At 46.8% G+C, this 26960-nt stretch carries 32 protein-coding genes and 1 riboswitch; of the genes, 29 read left to right on the top strand and 3 right to left on the bottom strand.

Going from position 1 to position 26960, the window contains the following annotated elements; genetic code table 11:
* Positions 1-219, bottom strand: a complete 219-nt coding sequence (locus GCA01S_RS06815) for a CDGSH iron-sulfur domain-containing protein (RefSeq protein WP_017435263.1) — start codon at positions 217-219, stop codon at positions 1-3.
* Positions 220-308: 89 nt separating this feature from the next.
* Here GCA01S_RS06815 and GCA01S_RS06810 point away from each other — a divergent pair, with 89 nt between their 5' ends.
* The 4 genes from GCA01S_RS06810 (at position 309) to GCA01S_RS06795 (ending at position 2723) form a co-directional block, all read left to right on the top strand.
* The gene (locus GCA01S_RS06810) at positions 309-647 is read left to right on the top strand and encodes an iron-sulfur cluster biosynthesis family protein (RefSeq protein WP_042408455.1); all 339 of its coding nucleotides are present in this window, start codon (positions 309-311) and stop codon (positions 645-647) included.
* The gene (locus tag GCA01S_RS06805) at positions 637-876 is read left to right on the top strand and encodes a YqkC family protein (protein ID WP_017435265.1); all 240 of its coding nucleotides are present in this window, start codon (positions 637-639) and stop codon (positions 874-876) included. Before GCA01S_RS06810 ends, GCA01S_RS06805 begins: the two co-directional genes overlap by 11 nt.
* A 372-nt stretch (positions 877-1248) precedes the next feature.
* Entirely contained in the window at positions 1249-1491 is a 243-nt protein-coding gene (locus tag GCA01S_RS06800; protein ID WP_042408453.1) for a DUF3886 domain-containing protein, read from the top strand.
* Between the two features lie 26 nt (positions 1492-1517).
* On the top strand, positions 1518-2723 hold the full coding sequence (locus GCA01S_RS06795; RefSeq protein ID WP_081804180.1) for a CynX/NimT family MFS transporter: 1206 nt from the start codon (positions 1518-1520) through the stop codon (positions 2721-2723).
* A 48-nt stretch (positions 2724-2771) separates the two neighbouring features.
* Here the strand turns inward: GCA01S_RS06795 and GCA01S_RS06790 are convergent, their stop codons facing one another.
* Positions 2772-3692: an aldo/keto reductase gene (locus GCA01S_RS06790; RefSeq protein ID WP_017435269.1), complete on the bottom strand. Its 921-nt coding sequence runs from the start codon at positions 3690-3692 to the stop codon at positions 2772-2774.
* Between the two features lie 116 nt (positions 3693-3808).
* Here GCA01S_RS06790 and GCA01S_RS06785 point away from each other — a divergent pair, with 116 nt between their 5' ends.
* From GCA01S_RS06785 to lysA, 21 genes are all read left to right on the top strand, one after another.
* Entirely contained in the window at positions 3809-4369 is a 561-nt protein-coding gene (locus GCA01S_RS06785) for an NUDIX domain-containing protein (protein ID WP_017435270.1), read from the top strand.
* Positions 4362-5525 (top strand): endonuclease Q family protein, encoded by a 1164-nt coding sequence (locus tag GCA01S_RS06780; protein ID WP_017435271.1) that lies wholly within the window; start codon positions 4362-4364, stop codon positions 5523-5525. The genes GCA01S_RS06785 and GCA01S_RS06780 overlap by 8 nt, the downstream gene beginning before the upstream one ends.
* 128 nt (positions 5526-5653) lie before the next feature.
* Entirely contained in the window at positions 5654-6298 is a 645-nt protein-coding gene (gene spoIIM / locus GCA01S_RS06775) for a stage II sporulation protein M (protein ID WP_017435272.1), read from the top strand.
* A gap of 114 nt (positions 6299-6412) precedes the next feature.
* Positions 6413-6877 carry a ferric iron uptake transcriptional regulator gene (gene fur, locus GCA01S_RS06770; RefSeq protein WP_017435273.1) on the top strand — a complete coding sequence of 155 codons (465 nt, stop codon included), beginning with the start codon at positions 6413-6415 and terminating at the stop codon, positions 6875-6877.
* Positions 6878-6975: 98 nt separating this feature from the next.
* Complete coding sequence (locus tag GCA01S_RS06765; RefSeq protein ID WP_017435274.1) at positions 6976-7188, top strand: YqzK family protein; 213 nt, start codon at positions 6976-6978, stop codon at positions 7186-7188.
* 6 nt (positions 7189-7194) lie between these two features.
* Positions 7195-8091 carry a site-specific tyrosine recombinase XerD gene (gene xerD / locus GCA01S_RS06760; RefSeq protein ID WP_017435275.1) on the top strand — a complete coding sequence of 299 codons (897 nt, stop codon included), beginning with the start codon at positions 7195-7197 and terminating at the stop codon, positions 8089-8091.
* A 248-nt stretch (positions 8092-8339) separates the two neighbouring features.
* Positions 8340-9521, top strand: coding sequence for a phosphopentomutase (gene deoB, locus GCA01S_RS06755; RefSeq protein ID WP_042408451.1), 1182 nt, complete (start codon positions 8340-8342; stop codon positions 9519-9521).
* 12 nt (positions 9522-9533) lie between these two features.
* Positions 9534-10358, top strand: coding sequence for a purine-nucleoside phosphorylase (locus tag GCA01S_RS06750; protein WP_042408448.1), 825 nt, complete (start codon positions 9534-9536; stop codon positions 10356-10358).
* A gap of 15 nt (positions 10359-10373) precedes the next feature.
* Positions 10374-11675, top strand: a complete 1302-nt coding sequence (locus tag GCA01S_RS06745) for a pyrimidine-nucleoside phosphorylase (protein WP_026078470.1) — start codon at positions 10374-10376, stop codon at positions 11673-11675.
* Positions 11676-11800: 125 nt separating this feature from the next.
* Positions 11801-12982 carry a D-alanyl-D-alanine carboxypeptidase family protein gene (locus tag GCA01S_RS06740; RefSeq protein WP_042408445.1) on the top strand — a complete coding sequence of 394 codons (1182 nt, stop codon included), beginning with the start codon at positions 11801-11803 and terminating at the stop codon, positions 12980-12982.
* 107 nt (positions 12983-13089) lie between these two features.
* Positions 13090-13461 (top strand): anti-sigma F factor antagonist, encoded by a 372-nt coding sequence (gene spoIIAA / locus GCA01S_RS06735; protein ID WP_221198337.1) that lies wholly within the window; start codon positions 13090-13092, stop codon positions 13459-13461.
* A complete protein-coding gene (gene spoIIAB, locus GCA01S_RS06730) occupies positions 13462-13902 on the top strand; it encodes an anti-sigma F factor (RefSeq protein ID WP_015864379.1) in 441 nt (146 codons plus the stop codon).
* A 13-nt stretch (positions 13903-13915) separates the two neighbouring features.
* A complete protein-coding gene (sigF, locus tag GCA01S_RS06725; protein WP_017435281.1) occupies positions 13916-14668 on the top strand; it encodes an RNA polymerase sporulation sigma factor SigF in 753 nt (250 codons plus the stop codon).
* Between the two features lie 141 nt (positions 14669-14809).
* The gene (locus tag GCA01S_RS06720; protein WP_017435282.1) at positions 14810-15433 is read left to right on the top strand and encodes a stage V sporulation protein AA; all 624 of its coding nucleotides are present in this window, start codon (positions 14810-14812) and stop codon (positions 15431-15433) included.
* A complete protein-coding gene (locus GCA01S_RS06715) occupies positions 15423-15851 on the top strand; it encodes a stage V sporulation protein AB (protein ID WP_017435283.1) in 429 nt (142 codons plus the stop codon). The genes GCA01S_RS06720 and GCA01S_RS06715 overlap by 11 nt, the downstream gene beginning before the upstream one ends.
* Before the next feature lie 14 nt (positions 15852-15865).
* Positions 15866-16303: a SpoVA/SpoVAEb family sporulation membrane protein gene (locus tag GCA01S_RS06710; RefSeq protein ID WP_042408442.1), complete on the top strand. Its 438-nt coding sequence runs from the start codon at positions 15866-15868 to the stop codon at positions 16301-16303.
* Positions 16304-16322: 19 nt separating this feature from the next.
* A complete protein-coding gene (gene spoVAD / locus GCA01S_RS06705) occupies positions 16323-17336 on the top strand; it encodes a stage V sporulation protein AD (protein WP_042408440.1) in 1014 nt (337 codons plus the stop codon).
* A 3-nt stretch (positions 17337-17339) separates the two neighbouring features.
* The gene (locus GCA01S_RS06700) at positions 17340-17690 is read left to right on the top strand and encodes a SpoVA/SpoVAEb family sporulation membrane protein (RefSeq protein WP_042408438.1); all 351 of its coding nucleotides are present in this window, start codon (positions 17340-17342) and stop codon (positions 17688-17690) included.
* Positions 17691-17695: 5 nt separating this feature from the next.
* Positions 17696-18274: a stage V sporulation protein AE gene (locus GCA01S_RS06695; protein ID WP_042408432.1), complete on the top strand. Its 579-nt coding sequence runs from the start codon at positions 17696-17698 to the stop codon at positions 18272-18274.
* Positions 18255-19727 (top strand): spore germination protein, encoded by a 1473-nt coding sequence (locus tag GCA01S_RS06690; RefSeq protein WP_017435288.1) that lies wholly within the window; start codon positions 18255-18257, stop codon positions 19725-19727. Before GCA01S_RS06695 ends, GCA01S_RS06690 begins: the two co-directional genes overlap by 20 nt.
* 274 nt (positions 19728-20001) lie before the next feature.
* The gene (gene lysA / locus GCA01S_RS06685; RefSeq protein ID WP_042408429.1) at positions 20002-21321 is read left to right on the top strand and encodes a diaminopimelate decarboxylase; all 1320 of its coding nucleotides are present in this window, start codon (positions 20002-20004) and stop codon (positions 21319-21321) included.
* A 42-nt stretch (positions 21322-21363) separates the two neighbouring features.
* Here lysA and GCA01S_RS06680 read toward each other — a convergent pair whose 3' ends face one another.
* On the bottom strand, positions 21364-22254 hold the full coding sequence (locus GCA01S_RS06680; RefSeq protein ID WP_017435290.1) for a DUF1002 domain-containing protein: 891 nt from the start codon (positions 22252-22254) through the stop codon (positions 21364-21366).
* A 338-nt stretch (positions 22255-22592) separates the two neighbouring features.
* Between GCA01S_RS06680 and GCA01S_RS06675 the strand changes: the two genes are divergently transcribed.
* From GCA01S_RS06675 to GCA01S_RS06660, 4 genes are all read left to right on the top strand, one after another.
* Complete coding sequence (locus GCA01S_RS06675) at positions 22593-23033, top strand: peptidylprolyl isomerase (protein ID WP_017435291.1); 441 nt, start codon at positions 22593-22595, stop codon at positions 23031-23033.
* A 256-nt stretch (positions 23034-23289) separates the two neighbouring features.
* A riboswitch (FMN riboswitch) is annotated at positions 23290-23423 on the top strand.
* A gap of 334 nt (positions 23424-23757) precedes the next feature.
* On the top strand, positions 23758-24849 hold the full coding sequence (ribD, locus tag GCA01S_RS06670; RefSeq protein ID WP_174407480.1) for a bifunctional diaminohydroxyphosphoribosylaminopyrimidine deaminase/5-amino-6-(5-phosphoribosylamino)uracil reductase RibD: 1092 nt from the start codon (positions 23758-23760) through the stop codon (positions 24847-24849).
* Between the two features lie 14 nt (positions 24850-24863).
* Positions 24864-25511: a riboflavin synthase gene (ribE, locus tag GCA01S_RS06665; RefSeq protein WP_017435294.1), complete on the top strand. Its 648-nt coding sequence runs from the start codon at positions 24864-24866 to the stop codon at positions 25509-25511.
* A gap of 23 nt (positions 25512-25534) precedes the next feature.
* Positions 25535-26728 (top strand): bifunctional 3,4-dihydroxy-2-butanone-4-phosphate synthase/GTP cyclohydrolase II, encoded by a 1194-nt coding sequence (locus GCA01S_RS06660; protein WP_017435295.1) that lies wholly within the window; start codon positions 25535-25537, stop codon positions 26726-26728.
* The last annotated feature ends 232 nt before the right edge of the window (positions 26729-26960 follow it).

The following is a 26960-nucleotide window of genomic DNA, read 5'->3' as shown; positions in this document are numbered from 1 at the left end:
TTATTGCGATTCGGATTCAGAAGGGGTAGCGCGGACAACGGAATGGAATTTTCCTTTATGCGCGCCGTCGCAAAATGGTTTGTTATTCGACAATCCACAACGGCAGAGGGAAAACGTCTGTTTTGTTACGAATTTATTCCCTTCCGCATCAATCAGCTCGACATCGCCTGTCACCCGATACGATCCGTTGTCATTGACTTTAATTTGCACTTTGGCCATGATCCGTTCCTCCTTTTTATTTTGACAGCATCTTGCTTAAGTAGGTACAATAAAAGCAAAAACGAGAAGGAAAAGGAGCATCATTCGGCGTGAACATCACATTTACCGAGAAAGCAATCCAGCAACTTACTCCTATTTTAACGCAATCAAAGCGAATGTTAAAGCTAAAATATGACACAGATGGATGTGGCTGCCTTGTTGACGGCGTCATTGCCTTATGGCTCGTCGATGAGACGGATGAGGACGATCTTGTCATCGAAACGAACTTTGTTCCTATTCTCATCGAAAAGTCCCGTCTTGTCTTTTATGATGATGTAATGACGATTGATGCCGGACAAGGGGCGAACGTATTTCAGCTGAAAAGCCCTAGGCAAATTTTAAATCCGCGCATGGCGCTTGTCGAAGCGAGTGAACAGCATGAACGATAAATTAAAGCAACTAAAAGATGTAGCAAAGCAGAAAACGTGGGTGTCGTTTTTGCATGGAAGCGACCCGTACAGTTTGCTGCATTGGTCGATCGCCGGCCCTTATCACGAGCCAAAAGACGTTTGGCTTTTGCAGAATGAAATGACGTTTGAAACGAAAGAATTTGCCACGCTCGACGAGGCGGTGTCGTGGATAGATGAACATATGCCGCATATTACAGAAATTTTATAAAAACCGTAACCATTCCGGTTACGGTTTTTCTGCTCGCCTCCGCTTTTCCGATTGTCTAGCTACAGCGCCTAGCCTTCTTCTGCCAAATAACCTTCGCCCTCGGGGTGGCAAGCACCCCTGCGGTCGAAGAACATTTGGCTTCGAAAGCTAAACACGGCGCTTCCGCTTTTCGTTATTGTGGGGTGTTTTGCCGCTTGGTCGGATGGACCGCTTTTTCTAGTTCTTCTTTGGCGATTGTTGGTTTGACGGTATCTGCGGTCGGTTTTCCTTTTTGGGCGCGATTTTCTGCCATTTTCTTTCGCTCCTTTGCGTAAAATTGGTTCGTTTTTATCATGCAGGAAGAAATAATGTTTTATTCATGGGGGGATGGATATGAATAAACGGAAAAAAGATCGGGGCAAGCAAGAAGAAGAGCCGCTTTTGCTAAAGGATCGTTTGAATGACGAATTATTTATGAGGCTAAAGAAGAAAAAAGAGGAGCTCATGCATCAAGAAGAGCGGCGGAAAGCGGAAGAAGAAGCGCGGAAGCGGGAGGAGGCGCGGAGGAGGGAGCAACAGAAAACGTTTGCCCAGCTGCTGGATGAGAGCGACTTAGTTTGGCGCCAATTTAAGTAAAAGTCGAAAAAAGGAAGGAGATTGCCATGGACGCTCATTCGATGGAAAGAACGGGTGAGTCGCGTCGTAAAGCCGCATGGATCTTTTTAGCGGTCGGCGTCGTTTTTCTTGCCACCAACTTGCGCGCCCCGATTACCGCGGTCGGGCCGCTTGTTCCATCCATTCAGCAAAGCCTGCATCTTTTCAATACGGCGGCCGGCATATTGACAACCATTCCGCTGCTGGCATTTGCGGTTCTGTCTCCGTTTGCTTCGCGGCTGGCGCGAAGGTTCGGCATGGAGGCTGTTTTGTTATATTCCCTTCTTTTCCTGCTGATTGGGCATATCATGCGCCCGCTGGACAGCGCCTTTTTCCTGTTTGCCGGGACGATTTTCATTGGCACTGCGATTGCGGTAGATAATGTATTGATGCCGGCGCTAATAAAAGAAAAGTTTGCAAACCAGCTTGGCGCGATGATGGGAACGTATACGGTGGCGATGAATCTTAGCGCGGCGCTCGCTTCTGGATTCAGCATTCCGCTGGCGGAAACATGGGGGCTTGGCTGGAGAGGTTCGCTTCGCTTTTGGGCGGTGCTGACGATTGCCGCCTTCCTATTATGGGCGCCGCAAGTCCGCTATCGCAAAAAAGTTCCGCTGCTGCCGGCGGCACATACAGGAAGAGCGCCGCTCTGGAAGTCGCTATTGGCCTGGCAAGTGACGATATTTATGGGAGTGCAGTCATTTTTGTTTTATTCGTTGATCACATGGCTTCCTGTTCTGCTGCAGGGCAAAGGAATGAATGAGGAAATGGCGGGATGGATGCTGTTTTTGTTTCAATTCGCCCAGCTGCCATTTATGTTTATCGTTCCGGTGATGGCAGAGAAAATGGAAAATCAAAAGCTGCTTGTGTTCCTTACTTTTTTGTTAATGGCAGCGGGAATAGTCGGCTGTTTGTTCCAAAGCGCATCGTTCATGTGGCTGTCGGCGGTTTTATTAGGGATAGGAGCAGGCTTTGCTTTTTCGCTAGCGATGATGTTTTTTACGCTTCGTACGCGTCATGCCATGCAGGCGGCTGATTTATCGGCGATGGCACAATCGTTCGGCTATTTGCTGGCCGCGTTTGGGCCGCCGGCGTTTGGGTGGCTTTACGACATCACGAAAGGATGGACCGCTCCGCTGGGCTTGCTGCTCTTCGCTTCTGGCTGTTTGCTTTTCTCCGGCCTCGGTGCGGCGCGAAACAAATATATCTCATAAAAACGAAAGCGGAAAGAACGCTGCTCTTTCCGCTTTTTGGCCGTTAACTTATCGATGCGCTTGATAGGTGGACGCTTTTGTTTGCTGGCGCAACCATTCGTATTCCTCTTCACTCAAAGGCGGCGCAGAAGCGGCATGGACATTTTCGATAAGCTGTTCAACGCTGCTTGCTCCTGGAATGACGGCGGCGACAACCGGGTCATACAAGCAAAACTGCAGCGCCGTTGCCGTAAGTGAGCGGCGTTCGCCTGTTTTCTCCTTCAGTTTTGGGAGCAGTGTCTTCAATTCCTCATATGTATAATCAAGATAGCCGTTTTCTTTGACGGAATCGCTTGCCGCCTCTAATGGCCGCTCCGTCAGCAGCCCTTTGGCCACAGGTCCGCGGACGATGACGCTGATATGATGCTCGCTTAGTAGCGGAAACCACTCTTCCGGACGGCGATCAAGCAAGCTGTATTGCATCATGACGCTGACGATGTTTGAGCGCTTGACGTATTCGCGGATGACATTGGGACGAATCGAGGAAATGCCGTAGTAGCGGATTACTCCTTCTTGTTTTAATTCTTCAAATGCTTCAATCGTTTCATCGATCGGATCGTCGATTGTGCCGCCATGGAGCTGGTATAAATCGATGTAATCCGTTTGCAGGCGGCGCAAGCTTTCTTTTACTTCCGCTTTAATGTATTGTTTCGATGGATCCCAAAACCAGCCGTCTTTTCCTTCTTCCCAGCGGTTGCCGACTTTTGTTGCGATGATGACTTGGTCGCGTTTCCCTTTGACCGCCTTGCCGACGAATTCTTCATTCAGTCCGCGGTCATACAAATCCGCCGTATCCAAATAGTTAATGCCCCGTTCGAGCGCCTCGTGAATAATGCGGATCGCTTTTTTCTCATCTGTGCCAAGCGACATGCAGCCAAGCCCGATTTCGCTCACATATAAATCGGATAAGCCGATGCGGCGTTTTTTCATGATAGGCATCCTCCCTTAATGGTTTTTTTTTTCATTAGTATACTGTAAAGTAAAACTTTCTCAAATGATGTAGTACAATAAATGGGAAAATAATTATTTTGACGGGAGAGAAGAACATGGACCATTTAGTAGAAAAAACGATTCGCAAAGAAAAAATATTTAGCGGCAAAGTTGTTCAACTATATGTGGAAGACGTACAACTGCCAAACGGAAAAACGAGCAAGCGGGAAGTCATTAAACATCCAGGAGCGGTGGCGGTGATTCCGATTACCAAAGACGGGAAGCTCGTGCTTGTCCGCCAATACCGTAAAGCGCTTGAACGAGTATTAGTGGAAATTCCGGCGGGCAAGTTAGAAAAAGGGGAAGAGCCGTTTGCCTCAGCACAGCGTGAATTAGAAGAGGAAACAGGCTACCGCGCCCAGTCGATGCGCCATATCGTGTCATTTTATACGTCGCCGGGATTTGCCGATGAACTGATTCATTTATATGTGGCGGAAGGGCTGGAGAAATTGGAAGATGCCGCATCGCTCGATGAAGATGAATTCGTTGATGTTTTAGAAGTGACGTTGGAGGAGGCGTTGAAAATGCTGGAGAAGCAAGAAATTTATGATGCGAAAACGGCGTACGCCTTGCAATATTTGCAACTGCGCCGTGTCACGGGAGAAAAACATGCATAACTATTATGTCGATTTACATATTCACATCGGCCGTACTGCTTCCGGCCGGCCGGTCAAAATTACCGGCGCGAAATCATTAACGCTGACGAACATTTTGTACGAGGCGGCGCATGTCAAAGGACTGAATATGGTCGGCATCATTGACTGCCACGTTCCTGAAGTGCTCGATGAATTAGAACAAGGGATGAACACAAAAGGCTGGTACGAGCATAAGGACGGTGGTGTCATCGCCGGCGAGGTGACGCTTTTATTAGGAAGCGAAATCGAAGTTTATGACGAACATTGTCAAGGACCGATTCATGTGCTTGCTTTTTTGCCGACGGTTCTGGCGATGCGCGCATTTTCCGGGTGGCTGAAGGAGCGGGTGAAAAACATTTCACTCAGCTCGCAGCGCATGTACGGCACGGGTCGCGAGCTGCAAGGCGTCGTTAAACAATTAGGCGGATTGTTTATTCCCGCCCATGCGTTTACGCCGTTTAAAAGCTTGTACGGCAAAGGAGTGAAGAAAAGCTTAACGGAAGTGTTTGCACCTGATTGGATTGACGCCATCGAATTGGGGTTAAGTGCGGATACAGAGATGGCAGATCAAATCGCCGAATTGCACCGCTACCCATACCTTTCCAATTCCGATGCTCATTCGCTGCGGAAAATCGCGCGAGAGTACCAAGAGGTGCGCATGAACGCCCCGACATTTGCCGAGCTGAAAAAAGCGCTGCAACAACAGGATGGGCGAGGCGTCGCCGCCAATTATGGTTTAAATCCAAAACTCGGCAAATACCACCAAACGACATGCGAACGATGCTTTCAGCCGATGAATCCCGATGATGAACGCTGCCCAGCCTGCGGCCATCATCGGAAAGTGAAAGGGGTATTTGACCGGCTGCAAGAGCTGAAAACAGGCGGCGTTCCGCCAAAGCGCCCGCCATATATTTATCAAGTGCCGCTTGAGTTTATCCCTGGTCTTGGTCCGAAAACGTATAAAAAACTGCTCGATCGCTTCGGCACGGAAATGTACGTGCTTCATCAAGCGACAGAGGAAGAGCTGGAACAGGCCGTCGGGGAAAAGCTAGCGAAAGTTATTATTCTCGCGCGCCGGGGAGATCTCTCGATTCAAGCCGGGGGTGGCGGAAAATATGGAAAAGTTTTTTCCGAATAGTACAAGCTACGCATTTTCTACAAGGCTCGTCTTTTGTCAGACGGGCTTTTCTTTTTGCCGAAAATGTGTCATACATACAAGACTTGCACATACAATCTACTAAGAGAAAAATAGGAGGACGGAAAAAGATGAGAAGACATCCGCTGAAATCAATCGTTGCTGTACATATGCGCGAGCATGCGTCCATGTATTTATTTGTCATCGTCCTATTTTTAATGGGAGTTATTTTCGGTTCAATTGTTGTTAACAGCCTTAATTTCAGCCAAAAGCAAGATTTGTACTATTATTTGACGCAATTTTTTGGACAAGTGTCGAAAGGAAACCTTGCCAGCGCGCAGGATATGTTTCAACAAAGCTATTTTCATAATTTAAAATATATCGGTTTAATGTGGGTGTTGGGCATTTCCATTATCGGTCTTCCGATCATTTTAATTTTGCTATTTTTAAAAGGGATTGTCGTCGGGTTTACGGTTGGATTTTTAGTAAATCAAATGGGGTGGCAAGGCTTTCTATTGTCCTTTGTCTCGGTCATGCCGCAAAATTTAATTATCATTCCTGCTTTTATTGTCATGGGAGTCATTTCTGTGTCGTTCTCCCTGCAGATGGTGCGCAACCAGTTTATGAAGCGGACGCATGAACCGATTTTCCCAATGATTATGCGCTATACGATGGCAATGCTCGTCATTAGCGTCAGTTTGTTTGTTTCCTCTTCGTTAGAGGCGTATGTTTCCCCATTTTTTATGAAGCAAATTATTCAACTTATCGGCAATTAATAATTATTTTTATATAATAATCATTTTTATTCTCTTGTAATAATAACTTTATTTTGATACTTCCCTCTTTCTTTTGTTATAATGGTAGTTGAATGGCGAGGGAGGGAATAAAACATGGAAGATCGAGTTGAACGAATTAAGAAGCAGTTGCATACGGCTGGCTACAAGTTAACACCGCAGCGGGAAGCGACGGTGCGTGTTTTATTAGAGCATGAGGAAGATCATTTAAGTGCAGAAGACGTCTACCTCCTCGTTAAAGAGAAATCCCCGGAAATCGGGTTAGCTACTGTGTATCGGACGCTTGAGCTATTAACCGAGCTGAAAATTGTCGATAAAATTAATTTTGGAGATGGGGTGTCCCGCTACGACCTTCGCAAAGAAGGGGCAGCGCATTTTCATCATCACTTGGTGTGCATCGAATGCGGTTCGGTAGCGGAAATTGAAGAGGATTTATTAGAGGAAGTAGAAGCGATTGTGGAGCGAGATTGGAAGTTTAAAATTAAAGATCACCGCTTAACATTCCACGGCATTTGTTATCGCTGCCAGCAAAAACATATGGAAGAACAAAATGAAAAATAAAAAACCTTTTCCAGCGGGAAAGGTTTTTTATGTATAAACAGGAAAAATCATGGCATATCCTCATAGTAAGCATATATTTGAAAATGAGGAGGAGCGCCATGAGAACGTTATGGCAGATGGTGAAAGTATTTCTTTTATTTACGGGGTGTACAATTTTATTTTATTATAGTCTTGTATGGTTTAACCACGAATACGACAATTACCACCGTTACGATGAACCGCAGGGATCGGCCATAAAAGTTTCGACCGTTGAAAGCCCGTCATTCGACTGGCTTAGTCGGCTACTATTTTTTTATCGCGATGGGGAGTAGAGAGCGTTGGAACATGAAATGAAAGATTTCCTTCATTATTTAACAGTGGAGCGGAATTTGGCGAACAATACCATTGTTTCCTATGAAAGAGATTTAAAGAAGTATGCGCACTATTTGCGCCACGTCGAGCAAATTCATTCGTGGAACGATGTATCGCGTCTGCATATTATGCAATTTTTAAAGTTTTTAAAAGAAAAGGGGAGCTCGGCGAAAACGATTGCCCGCCATATCGCTTCCATCCGTTCGTTCCATCAGTTTCTTCTGCGCGAAAAAATAGCGGAGCAAGATCCGTCGGTACATATTGAATCGCCGCAGATGGAACGGACGCTGCCAAAGGTGCTGTCCATGGAGGAAGTAGAGGCGCTGCTCGAGGCGCCGAAGACGAATACACCGTTTGGCATTCGCGACAAGGCGATGCTTGAGCTATTGTATGCGACCGGCATGCGCGTCAGCGAGCTCGTAAACTTAAATCTTTCCGATGTGCATTTGACGATGGGATTTGTCCGCTGCTACGGAAAAGGAAATAAAGAGCGCATCGTACCGATCGGCAGCATGGCGATTAAAGCCTTAAAAGAATATTTGGAACACGCGCGCCCGCAGCTCATCGATCCAAAAAAACGGACAACCGATGCCTTGTTTTTAAACCATCATGGACAGCGCTTGACGCGGCAAGGGTTTTGGAAAATTTTGAAGAAACTTGCGAAAGAAGCAAACATTGAAAAAGAACTGACGCCGCATACGCTAAGGCATTCATTTGCGACGCATCTCCTTGAAAACGGTGCCGATTTGCGCGCCGTGCAAGAGCTGTTAGGACATGCTGATATTTCCACAACGCAAATTTATACGCATGTCACAAAAACACGCTTAAAAGATGTATATAAGCAGTACCATCCGCGCGCATAGCTTTCCGTCCCTGCAAGAAACGCCCGCTTAGTACGAGCGGGTTTTTTAGTTTGGCCATAAACAGGCTAATCAGTTGGAGAATGCGGCAGCTTCTGCATTCTTTGCCGATTTTTTTATTGCGTGTATTGTTGAAAACGTTTTATAATATAGTTGTCAGACTTCTGACCAATATAACATGGATGTGTTTCTTATTGCTGTTTCGGGAATGATAAGGAAAAATAGTTTTATGATGCTAGGAGGCATAGTAGATGGTTCATACATATAAACGCGTATTTTTAATTGTCATGGATTCGGTCGGGATTGGCGAGGCGCCCGACGCCGAAAAATATAACGATAAAGGCGCGGATACGCTCGGTCATATCGCCGAGCATCGCGGCGGTCTATACATGCCGAACATGGCAAAGCTCGGTTTAAGCAACATCCGCGAGATTAAAGGAGTACCGAAAGCAGAAAAACCACTTGCTTATTATACAAAAATGCAAGAAGCATCTGCCGGAAAAGATACAATGACGGGCCATTGGGAAATTATGGGCCTTCGTATTGACAAACCGTTTCAAGTGTTTCCAAACGGGTTCCCAAAAGAGCTGATTGATGAACTAGAAAAACGGACAGGGCGCAAAGTGATCGGCAACAAACCGGCAAGCGGTACGGCGATTATTGAAGAGCTTGGCAAAGAGCATATGGAAACAGGAGCGATCATCGTTTATACTTCGGCGGACTCCGTATTGCAAATTGCCGCTCATGAAGAAATTGTGCCGCTTGAGGAGCTGTATCATATTTGCAAAATCGCCCGTGAATTGACGCTTGATGAAAAATATATGGTCGGCCGCGTCATCGCGCGCCCGTTTATCGGTACGCCGGGCAACTTTAAACGTACGGCGAACCGCCATGATTATGCGTTAAAGCCGTTCGGCCGCACGGTCATGAATGAGCTGAAAGACGCGGGCTATGAAGTGATTGCGATCGGGAAAATTTCTGATATTTACGATAATGAAGGAGTAACGCAGTCGCTCCGCACCAAATCGAATATGGACGGCATGGATAAGTTAGTGGATACGTTGAAAATGGATTTCACCGGACTCAGTTTCGTCAATCTCGTTGATTTTGACGCGCTATACGGCCATCGCCGCGACCCAGAAGGATACGGGGATGCGCTCGAGGAGTTTGACGCCCGCCTTTCCGACGTGTTTCCGCTTTTAGAAGACGATGATTTATTGATCATTACGGCGGATCATGGAAACGATCCGGTTCACCACGGGACCGATCATACGCGCGAATACGTCCCGCTTCTTGTTTACAGTCCAAGCATGAACGGCGGCAAAGAACTGCCGGTCCGCAAAACGTTTGCCGATGTCGGCGCAACGATTGCAGATAATTTCCAAGTCAAGATGCCGCCCCACGGAACAAGCTTTTTAGCCGATCTAAAGTAGGAGGAAGAAGCGATGAATAAACAAGCGATTGAAAAAGCAGCGAGCTATTTGCGAGACAAAATTTCGACACCGCCGCGCATCGGCTTGATTCTTGGCTCTGGTCTCGGCGTACTCGCCGATGAAATCGAAGAAGCAGTGAAAATTCCGTACGAGAAGATTCCTGGGTTTCCTGTTTCCACTGTGGAAGGGCATGCCGGCCAGCTTGTTTATGGCCGGCTTGAAGGTGCGATGGTTGTCGCCATGCAAGGCCGTTTTCACTACTATGAAGGGTACCGCATGGATCAAGTGACATTCCCGGTTCGGGTCATGAAAGCGCTTGGCGTCAAAGAACTGATTGTCACCAACGCGGCCGGCGGAGTGAATGAGCGCTTTCAGCCGGGGGATTTAATGATTATTACTGACCATATCAACAATATGGGGAACAATCCGTTAATTGGCCCGAACGATCCGGAGCTTGGCGTCCGCTTCCCGGATATGACGGAAGCGTACAGCAAGCGGCTGCGCAACATTGCAAAAGAAGTAGCAGCAAATCTTGGCATTCCGATTCAAGAAGGGGTGTATGTTGCCAACACGGGTCCGTCTTATGAAACGCCGGCGGAAATCCGTATGATTCGCGCGTTCGGCGGCGATGCGGTCGGGATGTCGACCGTTCCCGAAGTAATTGTTGCGCGTCATGCGCAAATCGAAGTGTTAGGGATTTCGTGCATATCGAATATGGCGGCCGGGATTTTAGATCAGCCGCTTACCCACGACGAAGTCATGGAAACGACGGAACGAGTGAAAGCCAACTTTTTGCGGCTTGTCAAGGGAATTATCGCGGAAATGGCGAAACAATAGAAAAAGGTGATAAAGATGAGAATGGTCGATTTAATTGCGAAAAAACGAGATGGCCACGCGCTTTCAAAAGAAGAAATTGATTTTATCATCCGCGGCTACACCAACGGCGACATTCCTGATTATCAAATGAGCGCACTAGCAATGGCGGTGTTTTTCCGCGGCATGACCGAAGAAGAAACGGCCGCGCTGACGATGGCGATGGTTCATTCCGGAGATGTCATTGATTTATCGAAAATTGACGGAATTAAAGTCGATAAGCACTCGACTGGCGGCGTCGGCGATACGACGACGCTTGTGTTAGGCCCGCTTGTTGCGTCTGTCGGTGTGCCGGTCGCGAAAATGTCCGGCCGCGGCCTCGGGCATACAGGCGGGACGATCGATAAGCTGGAATCCGTTCCTGGGTTTCACGTGGAAATTGATAACGAGCAATTCATTGAACTGGTCAATAAAAACAAAATCGCCATTATCGGGCAGACCGGCAATTTAACCCCAGCCGATAAAAAATTGTATGCGCTTCGCGATGTGACTGCGACGGTTAACAGCATTCCGCTTATTGCTTCGTCGATTATGAGCAAAAAAATCGCGGCTGGCGCCGACGCGATTGTCTTAGATGTTAAAACGGGCACCGGCGCGTTTATGAAAGATTTAGAGGGAGCGAAACAGCTGGCAAAAGCGATGGTGGATATCGGCAAGCGTGTCGGCCGGAAAACGATGGCGGTCATTTCTGATATGAGCCAACCGCTTGGCTTTGCCATCGGCAATGCGCTTGAAGTGAAAGAAGCGATTGATACGCTCAAAGGAAAAGGGCCGGAAGATTTACAAGAGTTATGCTTGACGCTTGGAAGCTATATGGTATATCTAGCGGAAAAAGCGTCTTCATTAGAGGAAGCGAGAGCGTTATTAGAGAATTCGATTCAAGCAGGAAAGGCGCTAGAAACGTTCAAAGTGTTTCTCGAGGCACAAGGCGGCGATGCCACCGTTGTCGATAATCCGGAGAAACTGCCGCAGGCGAAATATCAATGGGAGTTGGAAGCGGCGGAAGATGGATATGTCGCGGAAATTGTCGCCGACGAAGTCGGAACGGCCGCGATGCTGCTTGGAGCCGGACGGGCGACAAAAGAATCGACGATCGATCTTTCCGTTGGGCTTGTCTTGCGCAAAAAAGTTGGCGATCCAGTGAAAAAAGGGGAATCGCTTGCGACGATCCACAGCAATACGGAAAACATTGAAGAAGTAAAAGAAAAGCTGCAAAAAAATATCCGCATCTCCCCAACTCCTGTCCGTAAACCGACGCTGATTTACGAAACGATTTCTTAGTAGAGAGGCTGAATCCCAGCCTCTTTTTTTTTTATGGCTAAAAATGGTTGAATTTCACTGCTCCTCTTGTATAAAAATATCTCTTTTGGAAAAAATGGCATGTATAAAGAATGGAGGTTTGGGAGATGAACAAGACACTGACTCGCTTACTAATATTTATCCTTGTTTTTCTCGTTCCTTTTTCCGCAAACGTCCATGCGGAAGAAAAGAAAACAGAAGCAAAAGGCCTTGAGCTAGCTGATGATGCGAAATCTGCCATTTTAATTGAACGTGATACAGGAGCTATATTGTATCAAAAAAACGCCCATGAAAAACTGCCGCCGGCTAGTATGACAAAAATTATGACCATGCTTTTGATTATGGAAGCGATTGATAAAGGAGAGCTTTCTTATAAGGAAAAAGTACGGGCGAGCGAATATGCCGCGTCGATGGGCGGATCACAAATCTTTTTAGAGCCCGGCGAAGAAATGACGGTAGATGAGCTGCTGCGCGGCATTGCCATCGGCTCTGCGAATGACGCTTCCGTCGCCATGGCGGAACGAATTGCGGGGTCAGAAGAAGCTTTTGTAAAAATGATGAATAAAAAAGCAAAAGAGCTCGGCCTGAAAGATACGATGTTTCAAAACGCGACAGGATTGCCTGCCGAAAAGCATTACAGCAGCGCCTATGATATGGCAATGCTGGCGCGCGAATTGCTGAAATATGAAGATATTACGAAGTATACCAGAATGTATGAAGATTATTTGCGCGAAAACACGGATAAAAAGTTTTGGCTTGTCAATACAAACCGGCTTGTGAAATTTTATCCAGGAGTGGATGGGTTAAAAACCGGATTCACAAGCCAAGCGAAATACTGCTTAACCGCAACGGCGAAAAAGAACGGCATGCGCGTCATTGCCGTTGTCTTCGGCGCATCGACGCCAAAATCACGAAACGCGCAAATTACAAAAATGCTTGATTATGCGTTTAGCCAGTATAAAACCCATCCTGTTTATAAACGGAATGAAGTATTAACCCGTGTCCACATCAATAAAGGGAAGAAAAGAACGGTCGCGCTCGTTACTTCCGAACCGATTTCTGTATTAACAAAAAAGGGGCAGTCGATCGATCAAATTGAAAAAGTGATTAAAGTCAAGGACGGCGTAAAAGCGCCGATTCAAAAAGGTGATGAGCTCGGGGTCCTTATTTTGAAGCAGGATGGAAAAGAGATATTGCGTAGCCCGATTGTTGCTAAGGAAAGTGTCGCGGAAGCTAGCTGGTGGGATTTGTTTAAGCGGACATTGCAAAATTTTACGAAATCCGCATAAGTGCTGTCAGTTTTTGCAGCAAGCGTTCTACATTTAGCGAATCGCCACTAGTTTTGTCGTAAAGCAGGATTTTTAGCGGGATGCAGCGAAACTTCTCCTTATCCGAAATGAATAAGGAGGAAAACGCTGTGAGTCTAATGATGGACTTTGAAGTAAAACGAGATGTGCTAATCATTCGACTGTCAGGCGAGCTGGACCATCATACAGCGGAAGAGCTCCGCGAAAAAGTAACGGACACGCTGGAAAGGGAAGCGATCCGCCACATTGTGTTGAATTTAGAGGGTCTAACGTTCATGGATAGCTCGGGGCTTGGCGTCATTTTAGGACGCTACAAACAAATAAAAAACCTTGGCGGGGAAATGATCGTATGCGCTGTTTCTCCGACGGTAAAGCGTCTGTTTGATATGTCGGGGCTGTTTAAAATTATCCGCTTAGAAAACAATGAACAGTTCGCATTACAGACATTGGGGGTGGCATAAATGCGCAACGAAATGCACCTCCAATTCTCCGCCCTCAGTCAAAATGAATCATTTGCCCGCGTTACAGTTGCCGCGTTTGTCGCGCAGCTGGATCCGACGATGGATGAATTAACGGAAATTAAAACGGTTGTTTCCGAAGCGGTGACAAACGCAATTATTCATGGCTACAATAACGACCCGAACGGAATTGTCTATATTTCCGTCGTCATTGAAGACGGAGTCGTCCATTTGACGATTAAAGATGAAGGGGTTGGCATTGCCAATATTGAAGAGGCGCGCCAGCCATTGTTTACGACAAAGCCGGAGTTGGAACGGTCCGGAATGGGATTTACCATCATGGAAAATTTTATGGACGAAGTCGTTGTTCAGTCGGAAGTCAACAAAGGCACAACTGTTTACCTAAAGAAGTATATAACGAAGAGCAAAGCCTTGTGTAACTAAGGGAGACATGCCTATGGATGTCGATGTCAAGCAAGATCAGTCGCAAATCAAAGATCATGAAATGAAGGAGCTGATTCGTCGCAGCCAACAAGGGGACCAAGAGGCGCGCGATGAAATTATTGAAAAAAACATGCGCCTCGTTTGGTCCGTCGTCCAGCGTTTTTTAAACCGCGGTTATGAGCCGGACGATTTATTTCAGATTGGCTGCATCGGCTTGCTCAAGTCTGTTGATAAGTTTGATTTGTCGTATGATGTGAAGTTTTCCACCTATGCGGTGCCGATGATCATCGGTGAAATTCAGCGTTTTATTCGCGATGACGGAACGGTAAAGGTGAGCCGTTCCTTAAAAGAGATGGGGAATAAAATCCGCAAGGCGAAAGACGAGCTTGCAAAAAAGCATGGGCGGGCGCCGACAGTGACAGAAATCGCCGGTTATTTGGAAATTTCCCCGGAAGATGTTGTGCTCGCCCAAGAGGCGGTCCGTTCTCCCGCTTCGATTCATGAGACGGTATATGAAAACGACGGCGATCCGATTACGCTTCTTGACCAAATCGCCGATTCCGACGAAGTTTCGTGGTTTGATAAAATCGCGCTAAAAAAAGCGATTGAGGAACTTGATGAACGGGAGCGGCTCATTGTCTATTTGCGCTATTACAAAGACCAGACCCAATCAGAAGTGGCATCTAGATTAGGCATCTCTCAAGTGCAAGTATCCCGGCTTGAAAAAAAAATATTGCAGCAAATAAAAGAGAGAATGGATGGATAGCCATCCATTCTTTTTTATTTTTATGAAATTGGTGGTAAGGGCTGCACGGCCGCATGATTCCTTTTTTGGCCAAACATACTAAAGAAAAGCGAAGGGGCAACTTTAATATACAAAAAAATTACAAATTAAGGTGTGAGGCAGATGGGAGAAACTGTCTTTATCAAGTTGCGGCATCGTGTCCAAGTAAAACCCAACGCCGCTATCACTGTCGGCGATGTTGCGCAAGTCATGGCAACGGATAGCGGTATGGCGAAGCAATTGCAGACAATCCCGCTGTATCAAATTCAGCCGAGCGATAAAAATATCGTCATTATCGATGTCATGAAAGTAGTGAGAGCTGTGTTGCAAGCAGATCGTTCTCTTGATGTGCAAACGGTCGGACCATCGCAGACGATTATCGAGGTCGTCTACGAAAAGAGACGTTTTTCCACTGCTTATTTCCTTTTGATATGGTTGTTGCTTTTTGTTGGCTCGGCTATGGCTATTATGAACTTCCATGAAGATGTCAGCATGCAGCAAGTGCATCAGCATCTTTACGAAATAATCACGGGAAAAAAAGTCGATAAGCCGTTGTTGCTGCAAATTCCATATTCGCTTGGATTGGGGATCGGCATGATTTTATTCTTTAATTATGTGTTTCGTAAACGAATTAATGAGGAGCCTAGCCCTTTGGAAGTCGAGATGTTTAATTATCAGCAATCGATTGATCAATATGTCATTTTACATGAAAACAAAGAAAGTATGAGAAAAATTGATGACGATTGAGATTTTAACGGTGATCTTTGTCGGCTTCGCAGGAGGGCTGGCTGTTGGAACAGGGTTTGTTGCCTTTTTAGTCGTTCTTGGCGTCATTCCCCGCTTAACGCAATTAACGAAAACGATGAAACGAATTCATGCTTATGAATGGAGCGCAGTAGTCGGCGCGGTTGTAGGCGGGTGGATGAGTTTGCGTCACTCTATTTTATATGTATCCAAATATTGGCTGATTCCGATCGGCTTGCTCCATGGAGTATTTATCGGAATGCTTGCTGCTGCGTTAACGGAAGTGCTGAACGTATGGCCGATTTTAGCGAAACGAATCGGGGTGGAGGATAAAATTGTCATTTTATTGATGGCGATTGCTTTTGGCAAGGTCGTCGGCTCGCTGTTTCACTGGATTTATTTTGTCGATTACTTTCAATAAGGGGGGAAGGAAAGATGAGCTTAAAAACAAATTATCGCCAGGCAGTAAAAGCGTTTCAGCCTGCTCCCCCGTATTTTTTCAACAGCGTGAAAGCATTTGTTGTCGGCGGTTTGCTTTGTGCACTGGCAGAATGGCTGGCAAAATGGTACAGCAGTTTCTTCTCTATTTCCGCTATTTCCGCACAGCAGCTGGCGGTGATGACGATGATGTTTTTCGCGATTGTCCTCACGGGAGCAGGAAAGTATGACGATTTCAGCCAGTTTGCCGGTGCGGGGGCCACGATGCTGATGACAGGGTTGGCGAATGCGCTGGCAAGCGCGGCGATCGAGCATCGCAGTGAAGGATGGACGGCAGGAATTGCTAGCCAAATGTTTAAATCAGGCGGTGCGGCGATTGTCTATGGCATTGTTGCTGCCTATTTGCTCGGTCTTTTCTATTACATCGTGTCTTGAGGAGAAAGAGGGATTTCTCATGAAGCTGGTTGGAAAACAAACATGGGTGTTTGAACATGGCATTTATATTCAAGAGGCGGGAACGGCAGTCGGGCCGTTAGAAGCAGAAGGGCCGCTGCGCGACAGTTTTGATATCGTGCACGATGACTTGTATTGCGGGGAGAAAACATGGGAGTTGGCTGAGCGGCGTTTAATGCAGGAAGCGATCCAAATTTGCCTAGAAAAAGCGCGCCTTTCTTTCGCTGATATTGATTTGTTTCTCGCTGGGGACTTGCTGAATCAAAACGTAACTGCCAACTACGTGGCTCGGGAGATTCCTGTCCCGTTTTTGTGTATGTTCGGTGCTTGTTCGACTTCCATGCAAACCATAGCGGCTGCTGCTGCTTTTATTGATGGAGGTTTCGCCCGATCGGTGCTGGCGGCAACAAGCAGCCATAATGCTACTGCGGAGCGGCAGTTCCGTTATCCGACCGAGCTGGGCATTCAAAAGCCGAAGACGGCGACGTTTACGGTGACCGGAGCAGGAGCGGTGGTACTTGGACGCAAGCCGGGACGATGGCGCATCGCCGCAGCGACGATCGGCAAAGTCGTGGACGCTGGAATGACGAATCCTTTAGATATGGGCTCGGCGATGGCCCCCGCTGCGGCAAGCACGATTGAGCAGCATTTTAACGATTTAGGCATTTCTCCTAGTGATTATGACTTGATTGTCACCGGTGATTTATCCAGGGTCGGAAGCGTGATCGTCAGACAGCTGCTTGCCGAATCAGGATATGATGTCACAAACAACTATAATGACTGCGGTTTAATGATTTACAATCCCGATCAAAAAATATTTGCCGGTGGAAGCGGCTGTGCTTGCTGTGCGGTCGTCACTTATGGGCATTTGTTGAAAGAAATGGAACGCGGGGCGTTTCGCAAAATTTTCGTTGTCGCAACCGGGGCGCTATTAAGCCAGACGATGGTACAGCAAAAACAGTCGATTCCAGCGATCGCCCATGGTGTGGTCATTGAAGCAGCGAAGGAGGAATGAGGAATGGATTATGTAGTGGCGTTTATGGCTGGAGGGGGGATTTGCGCGCTGGCACAGTTGGCCATGGATGTGGGCAAACTGCCACAACTGCATGTCATGAGCTTGCTTGTGGCCGTTGGCGTCATTTTGGGAATCAGCGGGATTTATGATCGAATTGTTGCGTTTGCCGGGGCAGGCGCGACGCTGCCGCTTAGCGGTTTTGGCTATTTTCTCACCAAAGGTATATTGTCGCAAAAAGAGCTGGACGGATGGCTGACGATCGGCGCGGCGATGTTTCAATTTACCGGCGCCATTCTTTCCTTTGCTATTGTCCTTTCCTTTTTCACTGCGCTTATATGCAAGCCGAAAGGATAATCGCTATGAAAAAAAGACGGGTCATATTAGTAACCGATGGGGATGAGTTCGCCTATCGAACAATTCAATATATTGCTGGGCAAATCGGCGGACGCTGTATTTCTCGCTCTCATGGCAATCCCACCAGATTAGCCGGCAAAGAGCTGGTGCAGCTGATTTTACAAACTCCATATGATCCTGTATTCGTCATGTTTGACGATTGTGGTGCTATTGGTGAAGGAGCGGGGGAACAGGCGCTCAAATATGTGGCAACCCATGAGCAAATAGAAGTGTTAGGAGCGCTTGCCGTCGCTTCCAATACACGTAAGCATGAATGGGCAAAAGTGCATGTCAGCATCGACCGTGACGGAAATGTAACAGAGTATGGGGTAGATAAAGAAGGAATTCGCGAGCTGGAAGTCGGACGGATTAACGGAGATACCGTCTATTGTTTGGATCAATTAAAGATTCCGATCATCGTCGGAATCGGCGATATTGGCAAAATGGGATACCGCGATCATATTAAATACGGTTCACCGATTACGCGAAAAGCAGTGGAGTTGATCCTGGAAAGGAGTGGTTATCATGCCGACCAAAACGAATAACATTCCTATTTTCGAAAAACTAGTCGACAACGAAAAATTTTTTAGAGAAAAAATTGGTATTGGGACAAGTTTTGATTTAGGAGTACGGAAGGTTCATGTATTAAACCGCGAAGTACATATTTACTATTGCAACGGTTTATGTGACACGCAATATTTAATGGAGCTGCTCAAACAAATTGTCCGCATTAATGACAATGAACGGCAGACGGAGCGGGCAAAGCAAATTATTGAAAATCGCCTTGTTCATCAGCAGGTAAGTCCAGTCACTAATTTAGACGAAGCAGTGGATAAGCTTCTGTCTGGTTTAATTGTCATTTTAATTGAAGGGGAATCAACAGGGTTCGTCGTTGACGTGCGTAGCTATCCGGGGCGGCAGCCGGAAGAACCAGATACAGAAAAAGTGGTGCGCGGGGCGCGGGACGGCTATGTCGAAAATATTATCGTCAATACTGCGTTGACGCGGCGGCGCATCCGTGATGAGCGGCTTCGTTTTGAAATCCTGCAGGTTGGCGAGCGTTCAAAAACCGATGTTTGCATCGCTTATATTAAAGATGTAGCTGACCCAGGACTGGTGGAGCTAGTAAAACAGGAGCTGCAACAAATGAGTGTTGACGGATTGACAATGGGGGATAAAACGATAGAAGAGTTTTTAGTGAAACAAGGATATAATCCGTATCCGCTCGTTCGGTATACGGAACGGCCGGACGTGGCTGCCACCCATTTGCTTGAGGGGCACGTTTTGATCATGGTCGATACATCGCCAAGCGTCATTATTACTCCGACGACATTTTTTCACCATGTGCAGCATGCCGAAGAATACCGGCAGTCTCCTGCGGTCGGAACATTCGTGCGCTGGGTGCGTTTTTTAGGAATCCTGACATCGCTGTTTTTGCTTCCGCTTTGGGTATTGTTTGTCCTTGAACCATCTTTATTGCCGGATTCGTGGGCATTTATCGGGCCCAACAAACACACGAATATCCCAGTTTTTATTCAAGTTTTATTGGCGGATTTCGGGATTGAGTTTTTGCGCATGGCCGCGATTCATACGCCAACGCCGCTTTCTACCGCGATGGGGTTAATTGCTGCTGTGTTAATCGGAGAAATTGCGATTGAAGTCGGACTGTTCGTTCCGGAAGTAATTTTATATGTTTCTGTCTCCGCCATCGGCTCGTTTGCGACACCAAGTTACGAATTGAGTATTGCGAATAAAATATCACGCCTAATTCTTGTCATTCTAGTGGAGATGTTTAAAGTGCCGGGACTTGTGATCGGCACAACGGTCTACTTGCTTTGGCTCGCTCATATTCGTTCCTTAAACACGCCGTATTTATGGCCGTTTATTCCGTTTAACCCGGCGGCGTTTATGCAAATTATCGTCCGTCGTTCTGTTGCAGGCGCTAAAGTAAGGCCAAGTATTGTTCATCCGCAAAACCAACGCAAGCAACCGTCCTAAATTTGCGAAAATGACGCGTGTGAATGATCCATATTGCAGCTGTCCCGCCGGCAAAGCGCAAAGCTGGCGGGCTTTAGCATGATCGATGCATAACTGGTTTTTATTAGTTCATCCACACACATGTTGCAACTTTTTTATAATTATGATAAGTTATACGTAATCTTTTCTCTGCAAAAAGGCAGTTATCCTGGATGTTAACTGTCTTTTTTGCTTTCGATATGCGTAAAAATTTCTTATATTGAATAATTTTATTTTTGGGGAATGAGGGATTTGTATGTTCTTTCATGGGACAAGCCGAGTCAATGACAAAGGGCATTTGGAAATCGGCGGTGTCGATGCGGTCGAGCTAGCGAAAGAATACGGGACGCCGCTGTATATTTATGATGTGGCTTTAATCCGTGCGCGGGCGCGCGCGTTTAAAGAAGCATTTCGTAAACAAGGCGTCGCAGCGCAAGTCGCTTACGCAAGTAAAGCATTTTCTTCGATTGCAATGGTTCAGTTAGCCGAAGAAGAAGGGCTGTCGCTCGATGTCGTATCAGGCGGGGAATTGTATACAGCGATACAAGCAGGATTTCCGCCCAAGCGCATCCATTTCCATGGAAACAATAAAAGCCGCGAAGAGTTAATGATGGCGCTGGACCATGGAGTTGGCTGCATCGTTGTCGATAATTTTTACGAACTGGAATTGCTAGAACAGCTCGGAAAACAATACGGAAAAACGATTGCCATTTTGATACGCGTTACTCCTGGAGTTGAAGCCCATACACACGATTATATTTTAACCGGTCAAGAAGATTCGAAATTTGGTTTTGATTTAAACAACGGTCAAGCGGAGCAGGCGCTTGTGAGAACATTATCTTCTTCCTCTTTTTCTGTATTAGGCATTCACTGCCATATCGGTTCGCAAATTTTTGAAACAACGGGGTTTGTGTTGGCAGCGCAGAAAATTTTCCAAAAAATTGCTCATTGGAAAGAAGCATACGGGTTTGTCCCTGCCGTTGTCAACCTCGGCGGCGGCTTTGGCATCCGTTACACCGAGGAAGATGATCCGATTCCGGTTTCCGAATATGTGGATCAAATCGTCAGTGAAGTGAAAAAACAAGTGAGCAAACAAGGCATCGCGATGCCAGAAATTTGGATTGAGCCGGGCCGTTCCCTTGTCGGTGATGCCGGGACGACGATTTATTCGATCGGTTCGCGCAAAGACGTACCGAACGTCCGGCATTATGTGGCCGTCGACGGCGGCATGAGCGACAATATCCGTCCAGCTCTGTATGAAGCGAAGTATGAAGCGGTGCTGGCGAATCGGGTGCTCGATGAAAAAAATGAAATTGTCTCCATCGCAGGGAAGTGCTGCGAATCAGGAGATATGCTGATTTGGGATTTGCCGCTTCCAAAAGCCAAGCCAGGGGACTATTTAGCCGTTTTTTGTACGGGTGCATACGGCTATTCGATGGCAAACAACTATAACCGCATTCCGCGCCCGGCTGTTGTGTTTGTCGAAAACGGCGAAGCGCAGCTCGTGGTGAAGCGGGAAACGTATGAAGATTTAGTGCGGCTGGATTTACCGCTAAAGACAAAAGTGAATAAGTAAGCAGACGAAAAAGGCGCCCTGTTTCCTTGGGCGCCTTTTTCGCTATTGATTGTTTTGCGGCTCGGAAGAAGAAAAGGCTGATTTAATGGCGTTCCAAATTTCCTTTAAAATGTCGATAATGTTTTGGATAAACGTTTTTCCCTCGTCTGATTGCAGAAAAGCGGATAGTTTGTCTTTCGCCTTGCTTAATTGATCATTTACTTGATTCCAATCAATATTAGCGTTTTTCATTTTATTGAATAATGAAATTAAACTGTTTATTTCATCTTCCGTTAACGTAATTCCAAGGTCCTTTGCTACTTTTTCAATAAGCGCTCGCAAATCGGCATCCGTTTGCGGCGGATTGTTGGCGATTTCCTCTTTTATTTTGGCAAGGAGAGCCACTGCTTTATCCTGTCCGATGGAATCACCAAGCTTTGCGGTTTTTACCATTTCTTCCGTTGCTACTTTTTTCACCTCATCAGGAATCACTTTATCGGAAGAAACTTCATACGCTTTCATCAACCCGGTCAATGCAGCTGTGCCGGATACCGGAGACGGAGCGGTGACATAAATTTTCGCGTCTTTTACCCCGGCTGTAATCAGCGCGTTTGTATACATCTCTTTTGTTACCCATGTAATGTTATGCGTTTCCACGTCCAATCCGGAACCTTGGGCGCCGATCGTGATCATCGCTGATGAAATCGCCCGCGTTCCAATTTGCGCTTTCGGGATTAGCCCATCGAGATATTTATGTTCTTCAGCGTTGGAAACGGTGATGATTTGCGCGTTATCCGGCGCGTTCATCTCTTCTAATACTTTTTGCTTTTGCGGCTCGGTCAAGTTCTCGCCCAACGTAATAATGACATCACCTTCCGCGGCATCGGCAGCCGCCATCGCCGGGAATGTAAAGAACAGCGCTGCAAGCAAGCAACTTGCCAATATTCGTTTCATAACGACATATCCCCCTTTGGTAAAGGTAAATTGATTATAACGTTTTCCGCCATTTTTTTCTACTAAAATGCCGTCTCTTGCATTTCCCTCACCATCCATTTTGTAAGTTTAACGTTTATAGGAGCAGGAGGGGTATGTAAGCGAGAATACCATAGCTTCCATCATTATATTAAAATATATGCGTTTTTAGTGCTATCATTTTATTGTATCATATGCGTTTGGCTATATTGCTTGCTGGATCTGCCAATATCAATGTGCTATGTGAAGTTTCTTGCTTTTTTTATATCAACTATAATAGTATGATAATGATGCGTAAGTCAAAAAAGGAGTTGGAATGTATGGCGAAAAAAGGATATATTTTAATGGAAAATGGCGGAAAAATAGAGTTTGAACTGTTTCCAAATGAAGCGCCGATTACGGTTGCTAACTTTGAAAAATTAGCGAATGAAGGTTTTTATAATGGGCTAACGTTCCATCGCGTCATTCCTGGGTTTGTCAGCCAAGGCGGATGTCCGTATGGCAACGGCATGGGGGATGCAGGCTATACGATTCCATGCGAAACGGACAACAATCCACATAAGCATGTGACTGGTGCGATTTCGATGGCGCACCGTGGACGAGATACAGGAAGCTGCCAGTTTTTTATTGTGCATGAACCGCAGCCGCACCTTGATGGCATCCACACGGTGTTTGGCCAAGTGACATCGGGAATGGATGTAGTAAAATCCATGAAAAACGGGGATGTCATGAAAGAAGTTAAAGTGTTTGATGAGGAATAAACAGGCGGAAAAAAGACTTGGCAGACGGCGGGGCTGTTAAGTCTTTTTTCCATGTCGTGTTCAGATCATAGCAAGAGGTGAAAAAATGAAGCGAAGAAATTGGCTTTTATTTTTTCTTCTGCTCGGAGCAAGCCTGCTGTGGGGAGCGATTTACTGGATATTCATTGCCAAATAACGACAATGCTATGGAAGAATGGACAAACGGTTATCATGTGATATAATAATTAAAAATTAAAAAATTTCAATTTCATACCGGTGTATCCTTCGGGGCAGGGTGAAATTCCCGACCGGCGGTGATGAAGCGATGCGCTTCTCAGCCCGCGAGCCGTATAGGCACGATCCGGTGCGATTCCGGAGCCGACAGTATAGTCTGGATGGGAGAAGGATCACAACGTATAAATGATTGCCTGTTCGTGTTGCGTAGGCATTTTTTCCCTGCGCGGTTTCTGCCTTTGTTGCAGGATGTCAAGGCATTTCGAACGGCAGCTGTTTAAGCGGGGAAACATCGCTTTTCGCAGTTCATTTTTCGTTTTTTTACGGATAGACGGCAACCAGTTTGTTAAAAATATCCATAGACGATATTTGTTTTTATGTCGGTCGGTTTATCTAAAAAAGAAACGAGCCCCGCTTTACGGTTTTTTACATACGTTGCTGATGATTCTGCATAACTTTGCCCCAGGATGTTGCGCCTGGGGCTTTTCTTTATGAAAAAAAGGAGGCAAACATGGTGCGAAGCGATGAACAATATATGCGCATGGCCCTTGAAATCGCCAAAGCAGGGATCGGGCAGACGTCTCCTAATCCGGTTGTCGGGGCGGTGGTCGTGAAAGATGGAGAAGTGGTCGGATTGGGCGCCCATTTAAAAGCAGGGGAGCCGCATGCGGAAGTACATGCCGTCCGCATGGCCGGCGAAAAGGCGAAGGGTGCGACGGTCTATGTCACATTGGAGCCGTGCAGCCATTACGGGAAGACGCCGCCCTGCGCCGATTTGTTGATCGAAACGGGCGTCCGCCGCGTCGTCATCGCTACGACGGATCCGAATCCGCTTGTGGCCGGAAAGGGAATCGAAAAGCTACAAAAGGCGGGAATTGAGGTACAGCTTGGCGTGCTGAAAGAAGAAGCAGATGAATTAAACCGCGTATTTTTCCACTATGTTGCAACGAAAACGCCGTTTGTGACGCTCAAATATGCAAGCAGCCTGGACGGAAAAATCGCGACGTCGACCGGGGAAAGCAAATGGATTACATCGGAAGCGGCCCGGGAAGACGTGCATCGTTACCGGGCGCTGCACGATGCGATTCTTGTCGGGGTCAATACGGTGATTGCCGACAATCCGAGCTTGACAGTAAGGCTTGTGGAGGGCGGAAAAAACCCGATCCGCATCGTCTTGGATACGCATTTGCGCACCCCGCTCGATGCCAACGTGATCCGTGACGGCGCGGCGGAAACGTGGATCGTTGTCGGCAGTGAGGCCAGTGAGAAAAAAAAGAGACAGTATGAGAAAGAATATGTAAAAGTGATTTCCATGGATAAACCTTACATCGATATCAAAGAATTATTGCGCGTGCTTGGCGGAAAACGAATTACTTCGCTTTTTGTCGAAGGTGGGTCGCATGTGCATGACAGCTTTATCCGCGCGGGGGCAGTAAATGAAATTGTCGCCTATTTTGCCCCGAAAATCATCGGCGGAAAACAGGCGCCGACGCCAATCGGCGGGGTCGGTTTTGCCAATATGGCGGAGGTGATGGAGCTTCAAATCCGCCAAGTGGAAAGGATCGGTCCCGATATAAAAATCGTTGCCATACCGAACATATAAAGGGTGAATGAAGGATGTTTACCGGAATTGTGGAAGAAATCGGCACGATCGAACAAATACAGCAGTCGGGTGAAGCGATTGTGATGATGATCGGTGCAAAAAAAATTTTGACGGATGTCCATCTTGGAGACAGCATTGCGGTCAACGGGGTTTGTTTGACGGTCACGTCCTTTACCGACCGTACGTTTACGGTCGATGTGATGCCGGAAACAGTCAAAGCGACGTCGCTCCGCACATTAACAAAAGGGTCCAAAGTCAATCTGGAACGGGCGATGGCGGCGAATGGACGTTTCGGCGGCCATTTCGTTTCCGGGCATGTGGACGGCATCGGCCGGATTGTCCGCAAATGGCCGTCGGCCAATGCGGTATACTACGAAATTGAAATTCCAAAAGAACTGCGCAAATATATGATTTTAAAAGGATCGGTCGCGGTCGACGGCACAAGTTTAACGATTTTTGGGCTGACGGATCATACGTTTACGATTTCCCTCATCCCCCATACGCGTGCGGAAACGATTTTAGGGGAAAAACATCCAGGGGATATTGTCAACATTGAGTGCGATATGATCGGGAAATATGTTGCCCAATTTATGGAAGAAAAAAAGGAAGCAACGCAATCGGCCATTACGCTCGAATTTTTGGAACGGCACGGCTATAAGTAAAGCTAAAAAGGGGGCACAAACAGATGTTTGATACGATTGAAGCAGCACTTGAGGCATTGAAGCAAGGAGAAGTAATTATCGTATGCGATGACGAAGACCGGGAAAATGAAGGGGATTTCGTGGCACTGGCCGAAAAAGCGACGCCGGAAGTGATCAATTTTATGATTAAATACGGGCGCGGGCTTGTTTGCGTGCCGATTACCGAAGAATTGGCGGACAAGATGGACCTTGCGCCGATGGTGAACCATAATACCGATTCCCATGGCACGGCGTTTACCGTCAGCATCGATTATAAATCGACGACGACGGGAATCAGCGCCTATGAACGTTCGATGACAATTCAGGCGCTGCTCGATCCTGACGCCAAAGCAAGCGATTTTAAACGGCCGGGACATGTGTTTCCGCTCGTCGCGAAAAAAGGCGGTGTATTGCGGCGCGCCGGCCATACGGAAGCGGCGGTGGATTTAGCTCGGTTATGCGGAGCAAAGCCGGCCGGAGTGATTTGCGAGATTATTAAAGAAGACGGCACGATGGCACGCGTTCCGGATTTGCGCAACATCGCGGATGAGTTTGGATTGAAAATGATTACGATTAAAGATTTAATTCAATATCGCAGCCAGAGAGAAAAGCTTGTAAAACGCGAAGTGGAAGTGATGCTGCCGACAGAATTCGGTCGGTTTAAAGCGGTCGGCTATACCAATGTAGTTGACGGAAAAGAACATGTGGCGCTCGTAAAAGGCGAAATTGTTCCGGACGAACCGATTCTTGTCCGCGTGCATTCTGAATGTTTAACAGGAGATGTGTTTGGCTCGTATCGCTGCGATTGCGGACCGCAGCTTCATGCAGCACTCCGCCAAATTGAAGAAGAAGGGCGCGGCGTTCTCTTATATATGCGCCAAGAAGGGCGCGGCATTGGATTAATGAATAAACTGCGCGCGTATAAGCTGCAAGAGCAAGGCTATGATACGGTAGAAGCCAATGAAAAGCTCGGGTTTCCTGCCGATTTGCGCGATTATGGCATCGGCGCGCAAATTTTAAAAGACCTCGGTGTGACAAAAATACGTTTATTGACGAACAATCCGCGCAAAATCGCCGGCTTAAAAGGACACGGCCTTGAGGTAGTCGAACGCGTTCCGCTGCAAATGCCGATGAAAAAAGAAAATGAAAAATATTTGCGCACCAAGTATGAAAAGTTAGGGCATATGCTCCATTTATAAGCAATAGTTCGTGTCTTTTGCTGTTTTGGATTATGATAAAACCGATGGGTGGAAAAGATAGGAGGTATAAGCAGTTTGTTAAACATCTATAAAAAGGTATAAAATCATGTAAATATCTCCTGTTATTGAACGTAAAGAGGCGGATGTTCTCCATCTTTTCCATCGTCTCCTGTCTTAGGATAAAAAATCCTCTCCCCCTTCCGCATATAAAAAGGAAAGGAAGAAGAGTTGG

Origin of the sequence: Parageobacillus caldoxylosilyticus NBRC 107762, from assembly GCF_000632715.1 — a bacterium.
Lineage (GTDB): Bacteria > Bacillota > Bacilli > Bacillales > Anoxybacillaceae > Saccharococcus > Saccharococcus caldoxylosilyticus.
This window is presented reverse-complemented; position numbering and strand designations above follow the sequence as displayed.

What these genes read in the sequence shown, in the direction of transcription:
- spoIIAA (WP_221198337.1), top strand. Translation starts at nt 13,090, where the DNA reads ATGAATAAGGAGGAAAACGCTGTGAGTCTAATGATGGACTTTGAAGTA.
- GCA01S_RS06815 (WP_017435263.1), bottom strand. Translation starts at nt 219, where the DNA reads ATGGCCAAAGTGCAAATTAAAGTCAATGACAACGGATCGTATCGGGTG.
- GCA01S_RS06690 (WP_017435288.1), top strand. Translation starts at nt 18,255, where the DNA reads ATGCCGACCAAAACGAATAACATTCCTATTTTCGAAAAACTAGTCGAC.
- GCA01S_RS06720 (WP_017435282.1), top strand. Translation starts at nt 14,810, where the DNA reads ATGGGAGAAACTGTCTTTATCAAGTTGCGGCATCGTGTCCAAGTAAAA.
- lysA (WP_042408429.1), top strand. Translation starts at nt 20,002, where the DNA reads ATGTTCTTTCATGGGACAAGCCGAGTCAATGACAAAGGGCATTTGGAA.
- GCA01S_RS06695 (WP_042408432.1), top strand. Translation starts at nt 17,696, where the DNA reads ATGAAAAAAAGACGGGTCATATTAGTAACCGATGGGGATGAGTTCGCC.
- deoB (WP_042408451.1), top strand. Translation starts at nt 8,340, where the DNA reads ATGGTTCATACATATAAACGCGTATTTTTAATTGTCATGGATTCGGTC.
- GCA01S_RS06800 (WP_042408453.1), top strand. Translation starts at nt 1,249, where the DNA reads ATGAATAAACGGAAAAAAGATCGGGGCAAGCAAGAAGAAGAGCCGCTT.
- GCA01S_RS06660 (WP_017435295.1), top strand. Translation starts at nt 25,535, where the DNA reads ATGTTTGATACGATTGAAGCAGCACTTGAGGCATTGAAGCAAGGAGAA.
- GCA01S_RS06740 (WP_042408445.1), top strand. Translation starts at nt 11,801, where the DNA reads ATGAACAAGACACTGACTCGCTTACTAATATTTATCCTTGTTTTTCTC.
- GCA01S_RS06675 (WP_017435291.1), top strand. Translation starts at nt 22,593, where the DNA reads ATGGCGAAAAAAGGATATATTTTAATGGAAAATGGCGGAAAAATAGAG.
- GCA01S_RS06680 (WP_017435290.1), bottom strand. Translation starts at nt 22,254, where the DNA reads ATGAAACGAATATTGGCAAGTTGCTTGCTTGCAGCGCTGTTCTTTACA.
- GCA01S_RS06805 (WP_017435265.1), top strand. Translation starts at nt 637, where the DNA reads ATGAACGATAAATTAAAGCAACTAAAAGATGTAGCAAAGCAGAAAACG.
- GCA01S_RS06745 (WP_026078470.1), top strand. Translation starts at nt 10,374, where the DNA reads ATGAGAATGGTCGATTTAATTGCGAAAAAACGAGATGGCCACGCGCTT.
- ribD (WP_174407480.1), top strand. Translation starts at nt 23,758, where the DNA reads ATGGTGCGAAGCGATGAACAATATATGCGCATGGCCCTTGAAATCGCC.
- GCA01S_RS06765 (WP_017435274.1), top strand. Translation starts at nt 6,976, where the DNA reads ATGAGAACGTTATGGCAGATGGTGAAAGTATTTCTTTTATTTACGGGG.
- ribE (WP_017435294.1), top strand. Translation starts at nt 24,864, where the DNA reads ATGTTTACCGGAATTGTGGAAGAAATCGGCACGATCGAACAAATACAG.
- GCA01S_RS06700 (WP_042408438.1), top strand. Translation starts at nt 17,340, where the DNA reads ATGGATTATGTAGTGGCGTTTATGGCTGGAGGGGGGATTTGCGCGCTG.
- GCA01S_RS06790 (WP_017435269.1), bottom strand. Translation starts at nt 3,692, where the DNA reads ATGAAAAAACGCCGCATCGGCTTATCCGATTTATATGTGAGCGAAATC.
- GCA01S_RS06710 (WP_042408442.1), top strand. Translation starts at nt 15,866, where the DNA reads ATGAGCTTAAAAACAAATTATCGCCAGGCAGTAAAAGCGTTTCAGCCT.
- sigF (WP_017435281.1), top strand. Translation starts at nt 13,916, where the DNA reads ATGGATGTCGATGTCAAGCAAGATCAGTCGCAAATCAAAGATCATGAA.
- fur (WP_017435273.1), top strand. Translation starts at nt 6,413, where the DNA reads ATGGAAGATCGAGTTGAACGAATTAAGAAGCAGTTGCATACGGCTGGC.
- GCA01S_RS06750 (WP_042408448.1), top strand. Translation starts at nt 9,534, where the DNA reads ATGAATAAACAAGCGATTGAAAAAGCAGCGAGCTATTTGCGAGACAAA.
- GCA01S_RS06795 (WP_081804180.1), top strand. Translation starts at nt 1,518, where the DNA reads ATGGACGCTCATTCGATGGAAAGAACGGGTGAGTCGCGTCGTAAAGCC.
- spoIIAB (WP_015864379.1), top strand. Translation starts at nt 13,462, where the DNA reads ATGCGCAACGAAATGCACCTCCAATTCTCCGCCCTCAGTCAAAATGAA.
- GCA01S_RS06715 (WP_017435283.1), top strand. Translation starts at nt 15,423, where the DNA reads ATGACGATTGAGATTTTAACGGTGATCTTTGTCGGCTTCGCAGGAGGG.
- spoIIM (WP_017435272.1), top strand. Translation starts at nt 5,654, where the DNA reads ATGAGAAGACATCCGCTGAAATCAATCGTTGCTGTACATATGCGCGAG.
- GCA01S_RS06785 (WP_017435270.1), top strand. Translation starts at nt 3,809, where the DNA reads ATGGACCATTTAGTAGAAAAAACGATTCGCAAAGAAAAAATATTTAGC.
- spoVAD (WP_042408440.1), top strand. Translation starts at nt 16,323, where the DNA reads ATGAAGCTGGTTGGAAAACAAACATGGGTGTTTGAACATGGCATTTAT.
- GCA01S_RS06780 (WP_017435271.1), top strand. Translation starts at nt 4,362, where the DNA reads ATGCATAACTATTATGTCGATTTACATATTCACATCGGCCGTACTGCT.